15 protein-coding genes are annotated in these 18,411 nt (G+C 70.4%); 13 read left to right on the top strand and 2 right to left on the bottom strand.

The window, feature by feature from the left end:
• Entirely contained in the window at positions 1 to 1,215 is a 1,215-nt protein-coding gene (locus tag ACYQ1L_RS15410; protein ID WP_460004933.1) for a hypothetical protein, read from the top strand.
• A gap of 1 nt (position 1,216) precedes the next feature.
• Here ACYQ1L_RS15410 and ACYQ1L_RS15405 read toward each other — a convergent pair whose 3' ends face one another.
• Positions 1,217 to 2,476 (bottom strand): class I SAM-dependent methyltransferase, encoded by a 1,260-nt coding sequence (locus ACYQ1L_RS15405; protein WP_460004932.1) that lies wholly within the window; start codon positions 2,474 to 2,476, stop codon positions 1,217 to 1,219.
• 170 nt (positions 2,477 to 2,646) lie between these two features.
• Between ACYQ1L_RS15405 and groES the strand changes: the two genes are divergently transcribed.
• The 3 genes from groES to guaB all read left to right on the top strand — a co-directional run bounded on the left by groES (position 2,647) and on the right by guaB (position 5,758).
• The gene (gene groES, locus ACYQ1L_RS15400) at positions 2,647 to 2,943 is read left to right on the top strand and encodes a co-chaperone GroES (protein WP_159575188.1); all 297 of its coding nucleotides are present in this window, start codon (positions 2,647 to 2,649) and stop codon (positions 2,941 to 2,943) included.
• 253 nt (positions 2,944 to 3,196) lie between these two features.
• On the top strand, positions 3,197 to 4,153 hold the full coding sequence (rarD, locus tag ACYQ1L_RS15395) for an EamA family transporter RarD (RefSeq protein ID WP_460004931.1): 957 nt from the start codon (positions 3,197 to 3,199) through the stop codon (positions 4,151 to 4,153).
• 102 nt (positions 4,154 to 4,255) lie between these two features.
• A complete protein-coding gene (gene guaB / locus ACYQ1L_RS15390; RefSeq protein WP_460004930.1) occupies positions 4,256 to 5,758 on the top strand; it encodes an IMP dehydrogenase in 1,503 nt (500 codons plus the stop codon).
• A gap of 68 nt (positions 5,759 to 5,826) precedes the next feature.
• Here guaB and ACYQ1L_RS15385 read toward each other — a convergent pair whose 3' ends face one another.
• A complete protein-coding gene (locus ACYQ1L_RS15385) occupies positions 5,827 to 7,305 on the bottom strand; it encodes an MFS transporter (protein WP_460004929.1) in 1,479 nt (492 codons plus the stop codon).
• A gap of 97 nt (positions 7,306 to 7,402) precedes the next feature.
• On the opposite strand from ACYQ1L_RS15385, the gene ACYQ1L_RS15380 reads away from it, so the two are divergent.
• From ACYQ1L_RS15380 to guaA, 9 genes are all read left to right on the top strand, one after another.
• Positions 7,403 to 8,047 carry a TetR/AcrR family transcriptional regulator gene (locus ACYQ1L_RS15380; RefSeq protein WP_159575192.1) on the top strand — a complete coding sequence of 215 codons (645 nt, stop codon included), beginning with the start codon at positions 7,403 to 7,405 and terminating at the stop codon, positions 8,045 to 8,047.
• 63 nt (positions 8,048 to 8,110) lie between these two features.
• On the top strand, positions 8,111 to 8,386 hold the full coding sequence (locus ACYQ1L_RS15375; protein WP_460004928.1) for a DUF2277 domain-containing protein: 276 nt from the start codon (positions 8,111 to 8,113) through the stop codon (positions 8,384 to 8,386).
• A gap of 33 nt (positions 8,387 to 8,419) precedes the next feature.
• The gene (locus ACYQ1L_RS15370; RefSeq protein ID WP_460004927.1) at positions 8,420 to 8,665 is read left to right on the top strand and encodes an AbrB/MazE/SpoVT family DNA-binding domain-containing protein; all 246 of its coding nucleotides are present in this window, start codon (positions 8,420 to 8,422) and stop codon (positions 8,663 to 8,665) included.
• Complete coding sequence (locus ACYQ1L_RS15365) at positions 8,662 to 9,024, top strand: type II toxin-antitoxin system VapC family toxin (protein ID WP_460004926.1); 363 nt, start codon at positions 8,662 to 8,664, stop codon at positions 9,022 to 9,024. Before ACYQ1L_RS15370 ends, ACYQ1L_RS15365 begins: the two co-directional genes overlap by 4 nt.
• An 80-nt stretch (positions 9,025 to 9,104) precedes the next feature.
• On the top strand, positions 9,105 to 10,226 hold the full coding sequence (locus ACYQ1L_RS15360; protein ID WP_460004925.1) for a GuaB3 family IMP dehydrogenase-related protein: 1,122 nt from the start codon (positions 9,105 to 9,107) through the stop codon (positions 10,224 to 10,226).
• An 85-nt stretch (positions 10,227 to 10,311) separates the two neighbouring features.
• Positions 10,312 to 11,094 carry an SURF1 family cytochrome oxidase biogenesis protein gene (locus tag ACYQ1L_RS15355; RefSeq protein ID WP_460005835.1) on the top strand — a complete coding sequence of 261 codons (783 nt, stop codon included), beginning with the start codon at positions 10,312 to 10,314 and terminating at the stop codon, positions 11,092 to 11,094.
• Between the two features lie 398 nt (positions 11,095 to 11,492).
• A complete protein-coding gene (locus ACYQ1L_RS15350) occupies positions 11,493 to 16,121 on the top strand; it encodes an ExeM/NucH family extracellular endonuclease (protein WP_460004924.1) in 4,629 nt (1,542 codons plus the stop codon).
• 148 nt (positions 16,122 to 16,269) lie between these two features.
• Positions 16,270 to 16,758, top strand: a complete 489-nt coding sequence (locus ACYQ1L_RS15345) for a DUF3817 domain-containing protein (RefSeq protein ID WP_460004923.1) — start codon at positions 16,270 to 16,272, stop codon at positions 16,756 to 16,758.
• A complete protein-coding gene (gene guaA, locus ACYQ1L_RS15340; protein ID WP_460004922.1) occupies positions 16,755 to 18,341 on the top strand; it encodes a glutamine-hydrolyzing GMP synthase in 1,587 nt (528 codons plus the stop codon). The genes ACYQ1L_RS15345 and guaA overlap by 4 nt, the downstream gene beginning before the upstream one ends.
• The last annotated feature ends 70 nt before the right edge of the window (positions 18,342 to 18,411 follow it).

The raw sequence follows: 18,411 nt of genomic DNA, 5'->3' as shown, positions 1-18,411 counted from the left end.
ATGTCGGATCCGGCGGATGACCGCGAGCGCCGCGAACTGGAGCGGCGCGCGTTCGCCCGCGACGGATCCGGCCTGAGCGAGGCCGAAGCCGCGCGTCTTGCGGAGCTGTGGCGGATCGACCTGCCGTCTCCGGTTCCTGAGCGCCCTTCGTCTCGTCGGTTCCTGAGCGAGCGCAGCGAGACGAAGGACGCTCCTCGCTCAGGATCCGTGCAGCGAGACGAAGGACGCCCGTCCGAAGAAGCCCTGGTTCCGGAGCGGGCGCAGCCGGATGAAGGAAGCACCCCGCCTCCGTCCGATCCGCCGACGACGTCGCGTTCCACCGACGGATCCGGCCGGATCCTCGGTCGTTCGGGACCTGCTCGGCTGTTCGGGACGGCACGGGCGCGGATCCGGACGTGGATCGCCGGCGGAGACTGGCAGCGCCCGCGCTACCTCGTCGGCGGACTCGGTGCGCTCGTGCTCGTCGGCGTGCTGATCGGGTGGGCGATCCCGCGACCGCCGGACGTCGGCCTCGCCCTGCGCGCCGGCGAGGCCGAGCGGGAGTCGGCCGTGCGGAAGCACCACGACGACCTGGATCCCGGATCCCTGCTCCTGCTCGCCCGCGAACGCGACGGCCTGCTCTGGTACGCGACCCAGGCGAACGGGCAATTGCTCTGCGCGATCCTCGACGTGCGCGCCATCCCGTCCCAGAAGCAGTGCCTTCCCCGCGACCAGCTGGCAGGGCATCCCCTCGGCGTCTCCAGCCCCAGTCAACGGGAGGGCGTCGTCGCCCAGGACGGTTACTCCGGCACGGTCGTCCTGTCCGGCCGCGGCGTGCCGTTCGGAGTTCTGACGCGCTTCCAGATGATGTACGACGGGAGTCCTGAAATGGGCGCCGAGGAGCGCGCCGCGATGAGACGGGTCGTCGTGCAGAACAACCTCGTCTTCGCGCAGGTCGTCGGCAGAGTGGGCAAGACGCCCGTGTGGCTCGGCGATGACGGCAGAGGCAGGCGATGCCTGGTGGTGGAGGAGCGCGCCATGCAGAAGACCTGTGCACCCAGCACCGCAACCGCCGTCGATCCGTTGTCGGGGCAGGAGCAGCCGGCGCTCAGCATGCGGCTGGTGGAGACGCCCGCGCACCCGGCCGTTCGCCTCGACTTCTGGGCGCCGCCCGATGCGGGGCAGTACCTGGTGATCAGCCCCGATACCGGGGGGTTCCGGACAGCGGCGGACTGAGTCAGACCCGGTCCGCGAGGATCGCGTGGCGCTTGTCGCCGATGCGCACCAGGATGAGCGTCGCCTCCTCGGGACCGCGCAGATTCAGCTTCTTGCGGAACGCCGCCGGATCCACGTCCACTCCGCGCTTCTTGATCTCCAGACGGCCGATGCCGGCCTTCTTCAGGGCGGCGGCGATCGCCTTCGTGTTGACGGGCAGCACCTCACGCACCCGGAACGACGCCGCGAACGGGCTCTCGGCCGGCGCATCCGAGGTGAGGTACGCGATGTGCGGATCCAGCATCCCGGCGTCGAGCGTGCGGGCCAGGTCGCCGATGAGGCGGGCGCGGATGACCGCCCCGTCGGGCTCGTGCACATAGGCGCCGAGGGCGCGGACCTCGGCATCCTCGGCGTCGGCGGGCGCGGTGAGCTCGTAGCCGCGGTCGCCGCGGATCACGAGCGCCGCCCGGCGCACCCCGTCCCGCGCCAGCGGACCCGACCACAGCACGAGCTCGACCACGTCGCCGTCCGCACTGACCCACTGCGCCTCGACATCGGCGGGGATCGTCTCCCGGTCGTGCGCGGGCCCGAGCTTGATCCCGGTCGGCACGCGCTCGGCGAGGGCGAACGCCCAGTCCAGCGACGGGGAGTAGTCGTCGGCGGACACGCGCCGGGTCTCGGAGTGCCCCGCCGTCCGCCGAGCCGGATCCAGCCATACAGCGTCCACGCCGGTCCCTGAGCCTCCGGTCCCTGAGCCCGCGGTTCCGGTCCCTGAGCCTCCGGTCCCTGAGCCTGTCGAAGGGCCGGGCGCGTGCTCCTCCGCGAACCCGTGCCGCACCTCGGCGTCGGAGCCGAACGGCGCCAGGTTGTACGCGGCGAGAGCGGCGGTGACCTCGTCGGCGTCGACCGCCGTCACCGTCAGGCCGGCGCCCGCGAACGCGAGCGCGTCCCCGCCGATGCCGCAGCCGAGGTCGGACACGTGCGTCACCCCGGCGGAGCGCATGCGCCCCGCGTGCCGTGCGGCGACGCCGAGCCGTGTGGCCTGCTCCAGGCCGGCTCGCGTGAACAGCATCCGTCCCGCGAACTCGCCGAACTTCGCCGCCGCCTTCGTGCGCAGTCGCGCCTGCCCTACCACGGCGGACACGAACTCGGGGGAGTGCCCCTCCGACCGCAACCTCATGACGGCGCGCGCGGCCGCGTCCGTGGATCCCACCTCGCCGAGGGCGTCGAGCATGCGCAGCGCCTCGGGCGTCAGCAGGATCCGCAGTTCGCTCATGTCCACGCGCTCCAGGCTATCCGTCGCACCCGGGGCGGCCCGCGGTGGTCGCTCGCGCTCATGACGGCGATTGGCACTCTGATTGCGTGAGTGCCAACGATGCGCCTAGACTGTCGTTAGCACTCTCGGGTCGAGGGTGCTAACAATGTCTTGAACCGTCAAGAAAGAGGTAGACCGTGTCGGTTTCCATCAAGCCGCTCGAGGACCGCATCGTCATCAAGCAGGTCGAGGCCGAGCAGACCACCGCGAGTGGCCTGGTCATCCCCGACACCGCCAAGGAGAAGCCCCAGGAGGGCGAGGTCGTGGCGGTGGGCCCCGGCCGCATCGACGACAACGGCAACCGCGTTCCGCTCGACGTCAACGTCGGCGACCGCGTGCTCTACAGCAAGTACGGCGGCACCGAGGTGAAGTTCGGCGCCGAGGAGTACCTCGTGCTCTCCGCGCGCGACGTGCTCGCCGTCGTGGTGCGCTGAACCCGCACTGACCTTCCGAAGGCCCGGATGCCCCGCGCATCCGGGCCTTCGCCGTCCCCGGACGCCGACGCGGGGAAACGGAGGAGCTCACGGCGTGTCGGCGTCGGATCCGGTCCCGGGAAGCGGGACGCGCCGCCGGCCTCCGCCGTTTTCCGACGCAGCTGACCGCCCCGACGCAGCCGACCGTCCCGACGCGGCGACCGCCCCGGCGGCGCCGGCCCTGCCTGTCCGCTCCCGGCAATAGGGTTGATCGGTGACCACCACCCGCAGCGCGCAGACCATCGGCGTCGCCTCAGCGATCGGCGCCTACCTGCTGTGGGGCGTGCTGCCCCTGTACTTCCTGCTGCTCGCGCCCACCGGTCCGTGGGAGCTCGTAGCCTGGCGGGTCGCGCTCTCCCTGGTGTTCTGCGTGATCCTGCTGGCGATCACCCGGGGCTGGAAGCCGCTGCTCGCGATCATCCGGCAGCCACGCCTGCTGGCGCTCACCGCCCTCGCTGGTGCGCTGATCTACATCAACTGGCAGGTGTTCGTCCTCGCCACGCTGAACGGCGAGATCGTCGAGACGAGCCTGGGCTACTTCATCAACCCGATCGGCACGATGCTGCTCGGCGTCTTCGTGCTGAAGGAGAAGCTGCGCCCGCTGCAGTGGGGCGCCGTGGGCATCGCCACGATCGCGGTGCTCGTGATCGTGTTCGCGCACGGGACGTTCCCGTGGATCGCGCTGTCGCTCACCGCCTCCTTCGGGATCTACGGGCTCGTCAAGAAGCAGATCGGCCCCTCCGTCGACGCGATCAGCGGCCTCACCCTGGAGTCGCTCTGGCTGCTGCCCGTCGCGATCGTGCAGCTCATCGCGGTGGGGCTCACCACGGGTATCACGATGGGCCAGAACGGCCCGCTGCACGCGGGCCTGCTCGCCTTCGCCGGCGTCGCGACCGCGGTTCCGCTGCTGCTGTTCGCGGCCGGCACGCGCCGGATCGGGCTTACCGTGATCGGGATGATCCAGTTCATCACCCCGATCATGCAGTTCCTCGTGGGCGTGCTCGTCATGCACGAGCCGATGCCGCTCGAACGGTGGATCGGCTTCGCCATCGTGTGGGTGGCGATCGCGGTGTTCCTCGTCGATCTCGGTCTCGCCGCGCGGCGGCTGCGGAGCGGCCGCGGCACCGCCGACGAGCCGCCCGTCAGCACCGACTCGATCCCCGTGCCCTGACACCCGGCGGCGGCGCCCGCCCGCGCCGTTCCTGGGAATACCACCCCCCTGCGGACGTTTAGACTCGATACACGCGCGCGAGAAAGAGGAGCCCCGCAACCCATGGAGCAGCACGACCCGTTCGGTTTTGTCGGATTGACCTACGATGACGTCCTGCTCCTCCCGGGGCACACCGACGTGATCCCGAGCGAGGCGGACACGTCGTCCCGCGTGACGCGCCGCATCTCGGTCGCCACGCCCCTGCTCTCCAGCGCCATGGACACCGTCACCGAGGCGCGGATGGCCATCGCCATCGCCCGTGAGGGCGGCCTGGGCATCCTGCACCGCAACCTCTCCATCGCCGACCAGGCCGCGCAGGTCGACCGCGTCAAGCGCAGCGAGTCGGGCATGATCACGGATCCGATCACGACCACCCCCGAGGCGACCATCGCCGAGGTCGACGCGCTGTGCGCGAAGTACCGCATCTCCGGGCTCCCCGTCGTCGACCCCGAGGGGCACATCGTCGGCATCGTCACGAACCGCGACATGCGCTTCATCTCCGGATCCGCGAAGCAGACCACGCTCGCCCGCGACGTGATGACGAGCGAGAACCTCGTGACCGCTCCCGTCGGCGTGCCCGCGGAGAAGGTCATCGAGCTGTTCGCCAAGCACCGCGTGGAGAAGCTGCCCCTCATCGATGAGGACGGCAAGCTCGCCGGCCTCATCACGATCAAGGACTTCGACAAGAGCGAGAAGTACCCGCTCGCCACCAAGGACGAGCAGGGTCGCCTGCGCGTCGGTGCGGCGATCGGCTTCTTCGGCGACGCCTGGGAGCGCGCCGAGGCGCTGCGCGACAAGGGCGTGGACGTGCTCGTCGTCGACACCGCCAACGGCCAGTCGCAGGGCGTGATCGATCTCGTCAAGCGGCTCAAGGCGGATCCGTCGTTCGCCCACATCGACATCATCGGCGGCAACGTCGCGACCCGGGAGGGCGCGCAGGCGCTCGTGGACGCGGGCGTCGACGCCGTCAAGGTGGGCGTCGGGCCGGGCTCGATCTGCACCACCCGGGTCGTCGCCGGTGTCGGCGTGCCCCAGGTCACCGCCGTGTACGAGGCGTCGCTCGCCGCGGGCCCGGCCGGCATCCCGGTCATCGCCGACGGCGGTCTGCAGTACTCCGGCGACATCGCGAAGGCCCTCGTCGCCGGCGCCGACGCCGTGATGCTCGGCTCGCTGCTCGCCGGCACCGACGAGGCGCCGGGTGAGATCGTATTCCAGGGCGGCAAGCAGTTCAAGCAGTACCGCGGGATGGGATCCCTCGGCGCGATGCAGACCCGCGGCAAGCAGACCTCGTACTCGAAGGACCGCTACTTCCAGGCCGACGTGCCCAGCGACGACAAGCTCATCCCCGAGGGCATCGAGGGCCAGGTGCCCTACCGCGGTCCGCTGTCGGCCGTCGCGTACCAGCTCGTCGGAGGGCTGCGCCAGTCGATGTTCTACGTCGGTGCGCGCACCATCGAGGAGCTGAAGGCACGCGGCAAGTTCGTGCGCATCACCCCGGCGGGGCTCAAGGAGTCGCACCCGCACGACGTGCAGATCGTGGTCGAGGCGCCCAACTACAAGCGCTGAGTCGAGACCTCGTTCGACGGCGAAGGCCTCGGATCCTGCGATCGGATCCGAGGCCTTCGTCATGTCGCTCAGGCCGAGACGGGTTCGGCCGCGATGGCCGTCGTCTCGGCGGCACCGTCCCGGTGCCCGCCCTTCCCGGCAGGCAGGAGCAGCGCCACGAGCGTCGCCACCAGCAGCACCGCGGCCCCGGTGAACACCGCGGGGCGCGCGGCGTCCACGTAGTGATCGGGGCGCAGCTGCCCGCCGGCGCCGACGAAGATCGCCGTCATCACGGCGGTGCCCAGCGCCACGCCGAGCTCGCGCACGGTCGAGTTCACGCCCGACGCCTTGGCGTGGTCGACGAGGCCGAGGGTCGCCAGCAGGGCCGTGGCGGAGGGTGCGAACACGAGCCCCATCCCGACGCCCGCGAGGACGAACGGCGCCACCAGCGCCGGGTACGGCACGTCGGCGGAGAGCAGCGCGGCGAGCCAGCCCAGGGCGACGCCCTGCAGCAGCAGGCCCGCGACCAGCAGGGCCCGGGTGCCGACCCGCGGGGCGATGATGCCGGCGATCGGGGCCACGAACATCGGGGCGAGCGTCCAGGGCGTGGTCTGCACGGCGGCCTCGAGCGGCGTCGCACCCTGCACGACCTGCAGGAACTGGATGAGGATGAACACGGATCCGAACGTGCCGAAGCTGAACGCGAAGCCGACGACGTTGGTGACGGAGAACGAGCGGTCCCGGAACAGCCGGAGCGGCACCAGCGGGGCCGTGGCACGCAGCTGCCAGAGAAGGAACGCGATCACCAGCGCGCCGCCGAGAGCGAGCTCCGAGATCACGCCGATCGTGTCCCAGCCGTCGTCGTTGCCGCGGACGATCGCGTGCACGAGCGCGAGCACTCCGGCGGCAGCGAGCAGCGCGCCGGGCACGTCGATGCGCACGCGCGCGCCGAAGTCGTTGTTCAGCACGAGCAGCGCGAACGGGATGGCGATCACCGCCACCGGCACGTTGATCCAGAAGATCGCCTGCCAGTTCCAGCCCTCCATGATCGCGCCGCCGATCAGCGGACCCACGGCGACGCCCAGTCCGGACACGCCGCCCCAGATGCCGATCGCCAGGGCGCGCCGCGCAGCAGGCACGGCCCCGGTGAGCAGGGCGAGGGAGAGCGGCATGACCGCGGCGGCGCCGAGCCCCTGCACCGCCCGGGCTGCGATGAGCTGACCGGGATCGGAGCTGAGCGCGGCGAACAGGGATCCGGCCCCGAACAGCGCGATCCCGAGCGCGAAGACGGTGCGGCGGCCGAACCGGTCGCCGAGCGCGGAGGCCACGAGGATCGCACCGGCGAAGGCCAGGGTGTACGCGTTCACGAACCACTGCAGCTGCTCGATGGTCGCGCCCATCTCGCGATGCAGCACGGGCAGCGCGTTGGTCATGACGAGGTTGTCGAGCGTGGCCATGAACATCGGCAGCGACGCTGCGGCGATGACGAGCGCCACCGGGCGAGGGCGGCGCGGCGAGAGCGACGCGCGTTCGCGACGCACCGGCGTGGGAGAGGAGGTGTCGGTCATGGTGGACTCCGGTTGTAATTGGATGATCACAAGCTCTGAGCACAATGTAGTAATCGCATGATTACAAAGTCAAGTCATTCGCTGATAACCTTTCGGCATGACTTCCGCAGCGACCTCCGCCACCGACGCGACCGAGGACCCGGGTCGTCGCCTGTCCTCCGACGAGCGACGCGCGCAGATCATCCTCGCCGCGCTCACGATCTTCGGATCGCGGGGATACGAAGGCGCCACCACCGATCAGGTCGCGCGCGCCGCCGGGGTCAGCCAGCCCTACGTGGTGCGCCTGTTCGGCACCAAGGAGAACCTCTTCCTCGCCACGATCGAGTTCGCCCTCGAGCGCCTCCTCGCCGCCTTCCGCGCCGCGCTCGCGGCTTCCGACGAGGGCGGTGAACGCCCCGTCGGCAGGCGCATCGGCGAGGCCTACGTGGATCTCATCGAGGTGCGCGGACTGCATCAGACCCTCGCGCACGCCTATCTGCTCGGCAGCAACCCGGCCATCGGCGCCGCCGCACGACGCGGCTTCGCGACGGTGTGGCGCTTCTTCCGCGATGAGATGGGTCTCGACGCCGACGAGGCGCGCGAGTTCCTCGCCGAGGGCATGCTGATCAGCACCATGATCGGCCTGCGGATCGTGGACGATTACGGATCCGATCCGCAGATCACCGAGCTGTTCCGCGCCTGCTTCCCGAACAAGCTGCCCCACGTGCTCGAGGTGCTTCCCCGCAGCGAGCACCGGCTCTGACGCGCGGCGACGGCCGGCGGACCGTGCTTCCGCACGTCGGCGGTGCGGCGTAGCCTGGCGGGCATGTGCCGGAGCATCCACACCCTTCACAACTTCGAACCCGCCGCAACCTCCGACGAGGTGCACGCCGCCGCACTCCAGTACGTGCGCAAGATCGCGGGGACGACGAAGCCGTCCAAGGCGAATCAGGAGGCGTTCGACCACGCCGTCGCCGAGATCGCGCACGTCACCCAGCACCTGCTCGACGCGCTCGTCGCCACCGTGCCGCCGAAGAACCGCGAGGAGGAGGCGGAGAAGAAGCGCGCTCGGGCGATCGCCTCGGGCCGCTACGCCGCCTGATCCACTGGCACCCTGCCGTGGTACATTCGCGGCATGAGTACCACATTCGCTGCAGCCATGGGAGATCGCGGGCGCCTGGTGGTGCCGGCCGAGCTTCGTGCACGTCAGCACTGGGAGTCCGGCACCCCGCTGCTGTTCCTCGAGACGGACAATGGCGTGATCCTCATGACCCGAGACCAGGCGAAGCGTCTGCTGCGCGAGCAGCTCGCCGGCGTCGACCCGGTCGGAGATCTGCTCCGCGAGCGCCGCGCGGCCGCTCGTCAGGAAGACGCGGCGTGATCGTCCTCGACGCTTCGGCGCTGCTCGCCTTCCTGCGTGCCGAACCCGGGGCCGAGCGTGTCGAGGCGGAACTGAACGGCGGCGTCATAGGTGCGGCCAATTGGTCAGAGGTTGCGCAGAAGATCCGTGCACTCGGAGGCGACTGGAATGTCGCGCGAACTCTTCTGCTGAGCTACGACCTGCGTATCGAGCCGGTCACGGTAACCGACGCCGAGCTGGCGGCTGCGTCATGGCGGAAGGGCTCGGGCCTGTCGCTCGGCGACCGACTCTGCCTCGCGGTTGCGGATCGCCTGGGCAGCGCAGCACTCACAGCCGATCGTGCCTGGGGCGAATCAGAGCGCGTCGTCCAGATCCGCTGAGAGATCCGCGCACAACTGCCGGAGGCGAGTGACGGATTCGGCCCGCTGAGAGGCAGGGGCAACCCGGGTAGTCTGAGGGGGTGACCCAGGAGATCGAGCTCGGCCGAGGCAAGCGCGCGCGCCGCGCATACACGTTCGACGACATCGCGGTGGTGCCGTCGCGGCGCACCCGCAACCCGGAGGACGTGTCCACCGCGTGGACGATCGACGCCTTCCCGTTCGAGATCCCGGTGCTGGGCGCGCCCATGGACTCCGTGATCAGCCCGCGCACCGCGATCACGCTGGGCCGGCTCGGCGGACTGGGCGTGCTGGACCTCGAGGGGCTGTGGACCCGGTACGAGGATCCGGAGCCGCTGCTCGCCGAGATCGCTGGTCTCGACGAGGGCACCGCGACCACCCGCATGCAGCAGCTCTACGCCGAGCCGATCAAGCCCGAGCTCATCAAGGCGCGCCTGGCCGAGATCCGCGAGGCGGGCGTCACCGTCGCCGGATCCCTCACGCCGCAGCGCACCCAGGAGCTCTACCAGACGGTCGTCGAGGCCGGTGTCGACCTGTTCGTCATCCGGGGCACGACGGTCTCCGCCGAGCACGTCTCGAGCGTCGCCGAGCCGCTGAACCTGAAGAAGTTCATCTACGACCTCGACGTCCCCGTGATCGTCGGCGGCGCAGCCACCTACACCGCCGCCCTGCACCTCATGCGCACGGGCGCCGCGGGCGTGCTCGTCGGCTTCGGCGGGGGAGCGGCGTCCACCACGCGCGCCACGCTGGGCATCCACGCGCCGATGGCCACCGCCGTGTCCGACGTCGCCGCGGCGCGCCGCGACTACCTGGACGAGTCGGGCGGGCGCTACGTGCACGTGATCGCCGATGGCGGCGTGGGCACCTCCGGCGACATCGTCAAGGCGCTCGCCATGGGCGCGGACGCGGTGATGCTCGGGGTCGCCCTCGCGCGCGCCACCGACGCCCCCGGCCAGGGCTTCCACTGGGGTCCGGAGGCGCACCACCCGAAGCTGCCCCGCGGCCGCCGTGTCCGCGTCGACGGCGTCGCCACGCTCGAGGAGATCCTGTACGGCCCTGCTCCGGTCGCCGACGGCACCGCCAACCTCATCGGCGCGCTGCGCAAGTCGATGGCCACCACGGGCTACTCCGACCTCAAGGAGTTCCAGCGCGTCGAGGTCGTGCTGGCCCCGTACCAGTCCTGAGCTCCGCCCGTTGAACCATCCCGTGTCGTCTCAGCAGCGCCCCGCCGCCCCTGCCCCGGAGTTCCCGCCGACCCTGCGCGAGGTGATGCTGCGCGGCCGCTGGATCGGGATGCTGCTGCTGTGCCTCGTCGTGGCCGGCGTGTTCGCCTGGCTCGGCCAGTGGCAGCTCGGGCGCGCCATCGACACCAGCCCGCCGCCTCCGGGCGCGACCGAGAAGGTGCTGCCGATCGACCAGGTGGTCAAGCCGGGCGCCTACCTCGACGCTCCACTCGTCGGACAGCGGACCGAGGCCAGCGGATCCTGGATCCCCGGTGACTTCCTCGTCGTCTCGTCGCGCTTCAACGACGGCGTGGAAGGGTACTGGGTCACCGGACAGCTGCGGATCTCGGGCACCGCGAAACCCACCTCGCTCGCCGTCGCGATCGGCTGGGCCGCGGACGAGCGGGCCGCGAAGGCGGCCGCAGCACGTCTCGAGAAGACCGCGGACGGATCCGTCATCGCGGTGAAGGGCCGGCTGATCTCCGATGAGGGCCCGGTCGCGCCGCCGAAGGATCAGCCCACTCGCATGGATCGGATGTCGCCCGCCGCTCTGCTCGGCTTCTGGCACGACACGGCCGAGCTCGACGTCTACCGGCCGTATCTCGCGTCCGGCAGCCCGCTCGGCGGCCTCGCGGCGATCTCGTCGCCCGCGCCCGAGGAGCACTCCTCGGTCAACTGGCTGAACATCTTCTACGCCGTGGAGTGGGTGATCTTCGCCGGCTTCGCGTTCTACCTCTGGTACCGGCTGGCCAGGGACGCGTGGGAGCGCGAGGTCGAAGAGGTCGAGGAACGCCGCGGCGCCTCCGGCTCGGATCCGCGCGCCGTCTGAGACTCCCGAAGGGATCCGGTCCGTCGGCGCTGTCACCGAGCCCGTCCTGCTTCACCGGCGTCGTCCCGTTTCGCCGACGGATTCGGCAGGATCCTCGGCTGTTCGCGACAAGGTCCGCCGTTCGGGACGGCCTCCGCGAACGCCTCAAGAACCCGCCCCGACAAACCGGGGCGGCTCTCGGTGCTCTTTCGAGCGCGGATCGCAGTCGTTCTGCACCTTCGCGCGTGAGCCGGTGAAGATCCGTTGTCCTGACAGTGAACTCCTCTCAGCGCGTCCCTAAGGTCCTTGAAGCTCGCACATAGCCTCGCTTAGGGTCTGGTCGTATGCGCCGTCCCCAGGCGGCGCCGTCGGCCATCCCACGAGGGGGTCGGCGTCCCACCCCTTGAGGAGACAGCACCTTGACGAACGCCCCTGCCGACGAGAGCCGCGCGGTTCCCGTCACGAATCGCAGAAGGCGGGCGCGCCTGTGCGCACTCGCCGTCACCACCGTCAGCGCCGTGGGCGCGGGAGCCCTGATCGCGCTCCCGGCCTTCGCCAACACCTCGGGAACGGGGGTGGTGATCAACGAGGCGTACCTCTCCGGCGGCAGCACCGGTGCGGCGTTCACGAACAAGTTCGTCGAGCTCTACAACCCGACCGGATCCGCGATCGCGCTCGACGGCACCTCGATCCAGTACCGCTCGGCCGGCGGGACCGGCGCGTCCAACGGCGTCGTCCCGCTCGCCGGATCCATCCCCGCGCACGGCTACTACCTCGTCCAGGGCGGCAGCAACGGCACGAACGGGGCCGCCCTTCCTGCCGCCGACGCCACGGGCGGCCTGAACCCCAGCGGCTCTGCCGGCACGATCGCCCTCGTCAAGGGCACCGCGGCGATCACCCTGCCGACGGGATCCGTCGTCGGCAGCACCGACGTGATCGACCTGCTCGGCTACGGCACGTCCAACACGTTCGAAGGCGCCGCGGCCGGCGCCCCGGCGGGCAACACCGACGTCAAGTCGCTGAACCGCGCCCAGGGCGCCGACTCCGACGCGAATGCGACGGACTTCACCCTCTCGGCGACCATCACGCCGACGAACACGAAGAACAACGGAACCGACCCCGGCCCGGAGCCCACGCCGACTCCGACGCCTACGCCGACGGACACGTCGGCTCCGGTGGAGACCAAGAGCATCGCCGAGGTGCAGGGCACCACCGACGTCTCGCCGTTCGTCGACCAGACCGTCACCGTCCAGGGCGTCGTCACGGGCGACTACCGCACCGGCGGGTACAAGGGCGTCACGATCCAGACCCAGGGCACCGGCGGCGACACCAAGACCGCCGGCGCCTCGGACGGCATCTTCGTCTACCTGAACGCGCTGGCCCCGGCCGTCGCACGCGGCGACCTCGTCTCGGTCACCGGCAAGGTGTCGGAGTACTTCGGTCAGACCCAGATCACCCCGGCGTCCCTCGGCGACGTCACCGTGGTGACCGCCGGTGCGGGCGTTCCGCAGCCGGTCGCGCTGCCGGACAGCGTGCGCGGCGGCGACCGCGAGGCGTACGAGAACATGCTCGTCGCGCCCAGCGGCACCTACAAGCTCGCCTCCAGCCACCAGCTGTACAACTACGGCACGCTGTGGCTCAACGCCGGCGAGGCGCTGAACGTCAAGGCGACCGAGGTGGTCCGCCCGGGCCCCGAAGCCGACGCGATCACCGCGGCGAACCGCGCGAACCGGATCCTGCTCGACGACGGCTGGTCGTCGCAGATCGGCAAGAGCGGTCACACCGGCGGCCAGCCGTACTTCACGAAGGAGACGGTCGTCCGCAACGGCGACGTCGTGCACTTCCCCGCAGAGGGCGAGATCCTGCAGTACGGCTTCGACGACTGGCGCCTCCAGCCGGTGGTGCCGATCTCGGGCACGAGCGACGCCTCGCACAAGCCCACGTTCGGCGACGAGAACCCGCGCACGGATGCGCCTCCGGCGGTGGGCGGCGACGTGAAGGTGGCGTCGTTCAACGTCTACAACTTCTTCACGACCCTCTCGAGCCAGGATCCGAACGCCCGCGGCGCCAAGACGGATGCGCAGTTCCAGATCCAGCGCTCGAAGATCGTCTCGGCCATCAACGGCCTGGGCGCGGATGTCGTCGGCCTCATGGAGGTCGAGAACGGGCCGAAGTTCGGGCTCCCGCTCGACGCCCCGCTGCAGAACCTCGTGCAGGGGCTCAACGACGCGGCCGGCTCCGAGGTGTGGGACTACGTCCGCACGCCGGCGGCGCTGAACGACACCTCGATCACCGACGTCATCACGACGGCGATCATCTACAAGAAGGCGTCCGTGACCCTCAAGGGCGACGCGTCGACCATCGTGGACGAGACGGTGTTCGGCAACGCCCGCGAGCCCATCGCGCAGACGTTCCAGACGGCGCAGGGGGGCGTGCTCTCGGTCATCACCACGCACCTGAAGTCGAAGTCGCCGCCGCAGAACGCCGGTCCGGAGCCGGCCGACGGCCAGGGCTTCTTCAACGCCGACCGCGTGGCGCAGGCCAAGGCCGAGCTGGCTTTCGCACAGCAGGTGCAGAAGAGCTCGGGCAGCGACGACGTGTTCCTCGTGGGCGACTTCAACGCCTACGGCAAGGAGGATCCGATCGACGTGTTCGCCCAGGCCGGGTGGACCGACGTTGAGCCGACCTTCGCGCACGGGCAGTACACGTACTCCTTCGACGGCGAGCTGGGATCGCTCGACCACGTGATCGCGTCGCCGTCCGCGGCGAAGGCGATCACCGGCGCCGGCGTGTGGAACATCAACTCGCCGGAGTGGAGCGACCGCGGGTACGCGTTCGCGGCCACCGAGCCGGGCACGCCGTACCGCTCCAGCGACCACGACCCGATCGTCGTCGGCCTCAAGGGCGCGGCGGATCCGATCGACATCAACATCGCGACGATCAACGACTTCCACGGACGCATCGAGGCCGACGGCGCCGCCGCCGGTGCCGCGGTGGTGGCCGGTGCGGTCGAGCAGTTCCGGAAGCAGAACCCGAACACGATCTTCGCGGCCGCGGGCGACCTCATCGGCGCCTCCACGTTCACGTCCTTCATCCAGCAGGACAACCCCACGATCGACGCGCTCAACGCGGCCGGTCTCGAGGTGAGCGCGGCGGGCAACCACGAGTTCGACCAGGGCTACGCCGATCTCCGCGACCGGGTGATCCCGCGCGCGGACTGGACCTACCTCAGCTCCAACGTGTTCCTCACCGCCGACGGCACGCCGGCCCTCACCCCGTCGTGGGTGAAGGACGTGCAGGGCGTCAAGGTGGGCTTCATCGGCGCGGTGACCGAGGATCTTCCGACCCTCGTCTCGCCGGACGGCATGAAGGGCCTCGAAGTGCGCGACATCGCCACGTCGGTGAACAAGGTCGCCGCCGAGCTCAAGGACGGCGATCCGTCCAACGGCGAAGCGGACGTGATCATCCTGCTCGTGCACGAGGGGGCGACCACGACCGACGTCGCGAGCATCACGCCCGAGTCGCGTCTCGGCGAGATCGTGAACGGCGTCGACAAGAGCGTGAACGCGATCGTCTCGGCGCACACGCACCTCGCGTACAACCACGTGATCGACGGCCGCCCTGTGGTCTCCGCCGGCCAGTACGGCGAGAACATGGGCCTGATGGATCTGAAGGTCGACCCGGCCACGAAGAAGCTGCTCTCGATCACCAACGAGATCAAGCCGCTCACCGTCAACAAGGTGCCGCAGTACCCGGCCGACCCGGCGGTGCAGGCCATCGTCGACGCCGCCAAGACCAAGGCGGACGAGCTGGGCTCGGTCAAGCTCGGCGACATCACGGCCGACTTCAACCGTGCGCGCCAGAGCGACGGAAAGACGGAGAACCGCGGTGGGGAGTCCACCCTGGGCAACTTCGTCGCCGATGTGCAGAAGTGGTCGACCGGTGCGGACTTCGCGTTCATGAACCCGGGCGGTCTGCGTGCCAACCTCACCTATGCCGCCAGCACAGCTGCAGGGGATGCGGACGGCAGCGTGAGCTACCGCGAGGCGGCCACGGTTCAGCCGTTCGCCAACACCCTGATGACGGTGAAGCTCACCGGCGCCCAGGTGAAGCAGGTGCTCGAGCAGCAGTGGCAGCCCGCAGGATCTGCGCGGCCGTTCCTGAAGCTCGGCGTCTCGAAGGAGCTCACCTACACGTACGACCCGTCCGCGGCGGCGGGCTCGCACATCACGGGCATCCGTCTGAACGGCACCCCGATCGACCCGACCAGCACCTACACGGTGGGCGCGAATGCGTTCCTCGCGGCGGGCGGCGACGCCTTCACGGCGTTCCAGCAGGGCACCGACAAGAAGGACACCGGCAAGGTGGATCTGCAGTCGATGGTCGACTGGTTCGCCGCGAACAAGACGGCATCCCCGGACCTCGCGCAGCGCGCGGTCGGCGCGGTGCTCAGCGCGCCCGCCGACGCGGCCGGCTACAAGCCGGGGGAGAGCGTCACCCTGAACCTCAGCTCGCTCGCGTTCAGCGCGGGGGAGCCGGCTCCGGGCGACGTGACCGTCTCGCTCGGCGGCACCGCGCTCGCCACGTCGGCGGTCAACGCGGCGGTCACCGTCGACGCCTTCGACGAGGCGGGCACGGCGACGCTGACGTTCACGATCCCGCAGGGCGTGAACGGCGCGCAGACCCTGCACGTCGCGGTCGCGGGCACCGGCACGGCGGCCGACCTGCCGATCACCGTCGCCGGGGTCGTCGACCCGGGCCCGTTCACCGGGAAGATCAGCGTCGGCAGCGGCAAGGTCGCAGCCGGCGACACCCTCACGGTGCGCGGCACGGAGTTCCTCGCGAACGAGACGCTCACCCTCGAGCTGCGCGGCAAGAAGGGGGAGACGTACGACCTGGGCACTGCCGTGGTGACCTCCGACGGAACCTTCGCGGTGACCGTCACCATCCCGCGCGACGCGAAGGCCGGGAAGTGGACCCTCGCCGTCGTGCAGCGAAACGGCGAGGCCACGGCCGAGCTGAGCCTCAACAAGGGCAGGAACAGGTGATCCGCTGACCGGCTGATCACGCCGACACGGCCGCCGGATCCGGGCAACCCCGGATCCGGCGGCTTCGTCGTTCCCGGGGGGTGGCCGGCGGCCCGGAGGGTGGCCGGCGGCCCGGAGGCGCACAGGATCCGGCGGCTAGGATGGATCCATGCCCGAACCCAAGCCTGAGAGCTTCCAGGCCATCCGCGGCGCGCTGAGGTTCTACCAGATCGCCTCGATCATCACGGGAGTCATGCTGCTCCTGCTGGTGGCGGAGATGGTGCTCAAGTACACCCCGATCCACCTCGAGCTCTTCGCGGGCGGATCCGGCGGCTTCCTCTGGTTCGCCCCGGTCGTCGAGGGCGTGCACGGTGGCCTCGAGTCCACGGGCAACGGCCTCAACCTCTCGATGGGGATCCTGGTCGCGCACGGCTGGTTCTACGTCGTGTACCTGTTCGCCTGCTTCCGGGTGTGGAGCCTCATGCGCTGGCCGTTCCTGCGCTTCATCCTGCTCGCGCTCGGCGGCGTCGTGCCGTTCCTCTCCTTCATCATGGAGACCCGCGTCGCCCGCGAGGTGAAGGCCTACCTCGCCCGCCGCGAGGCTGCCGGCGCCCCACAGTCCTCCTCGACCGCTCCCGCCACGGAAGGTGCCCGTTGACCGACAAGACTCCCGACACCGAGCAGCGCCCCGCCCTCGTCGTCGACTTCGGCGCGCAGTACGCGCAGCTGATCGCCCGACGCGTCCGTGAGGCGGGCGTCTACAGCGAGATCGTGCCGCACACCGCGACCGCCGCCGAGATCGCGGCGAAGAACCCGGTCGCGCTGATCCTCTCCGGCGGTCCGTCGTCGGTGTACGAGGAGGGCGCGCCGCAGCTCGACCCGGCCGTGTTCGACCTCGGGGTGCCCACGCTCGGCATCTGCTACGGCTTCCAGTACATGGCGCGCACGCTCGGCGGCGAGGTCGCGAACACGGGCCTGCGCGAGTACGGCGCCACCGACGCCATGATCCCCGTGAACGACTCCACGCTGCTCGGCGGTCAGCCCGCGGAGCAGAACGTCTGGATGAGCCACGGCGACCAGGTCGCCAAGGCGCCGGAGGGCTTCGAGGTGCTCGCCTCGACCCCGTCGACGGCCGTCGCCGCCTTCGCCGACGAGGGCCGCAAGCTGTACGGCGTGCAGTGGCACCCCGAGGTGAAGCACTCCGACCACGGCCAGGAGATCATCGAGAACTTCCTGCACAAGGGGGCCGGGCTGCCCGCCGACTGGAACAGCGGCAACGTCATCGCCGAGCAGGTGGAGCGCATCCGCGCCCAGGTCGGCGACGCGCGCGTCATCTCCGCGTTGTCCGGCGGCGTCGACTCCGCCGTCTCCACGGCGCTCGTGCACAAGGCCATCGGCGACCAGCTCACCGCGGTCTTCGTCGACCACGGACTGCTGCGCAAGGGCGAGCGCGAGCAGGTCGAGCGCGACTACGTCGCCTCCACCGGCGTGCGCCTGATCACGGTCGACGCGGCCGACACGTTCCTCGGCCACCTGGCGGGCGTGACGGATCCCGAGACCAAGCGCAAGATCATCGGCCGCGAGTTCATCCGCGCCTTCGAGCAGGTGCAGCGCGACCTCGTCGAGGAGGCGAAGGCCTCGGGCGAGAAGGTGAAGTTCCTCGTGCAGGGCACGCTCTACCCCGACGTGGTCGAGTCGGGCGGCGGATCCGGCACCGCGAACATCAAGTCGCACCACAACGTCGGCGGCCTCCCCGACGACCTCGACTTCGAGCTCATCGAGCCGCTGCGCACCCTGTTCAAGGACGAGGTGCGCGCGATCGGCCGTGAACTCGGGATCCCCGAGGCGATCGTCGGCCGCCAGCCGTTCCCCGGCCCCGGCCTCGGCATCCGCATCATCGGCGAGGTCACCCGGGAGCGCCTGGACATCCTCCGCGAGGCCGACGCGATCGCCCGCGAGGAGCTGTCCCTCGCCGGGCTCGACCAGGCGATCTGGCAGTGCCCCGTGGTGCTGCTCGCCGACGTGCGCTCCGTGGGCGTGCAGGGCGACGGCCGCACCTACGGCCACCCCATCGTGCTGCGCCCGGTGTCGTCCGAGGACGCGATGACCGCCGACTGGACCCGCCTGCCGTACGACGTGCTCGCGAAGATCTCGAACCGCATCACGAACGAGGTGCGCGAGGTCAACCGGGTGGTGCTCGACGTCACGTCGAAGCCGCCGGCAACCATCGAGTGGGAGTGAAACTCCCGCTCGACAGGAGGCGCCGGTGGCACTCGGCCGCGCCAGCGGTCGAGTGGGAGTGACGCAGCAG

The sequence above is a fragment of the Microbacterium xylanilyticum genome, from assembly GCF_054654695.1.
This window is presented reverse-complemented; position numbering and strand designations above follow the sequence as displayed.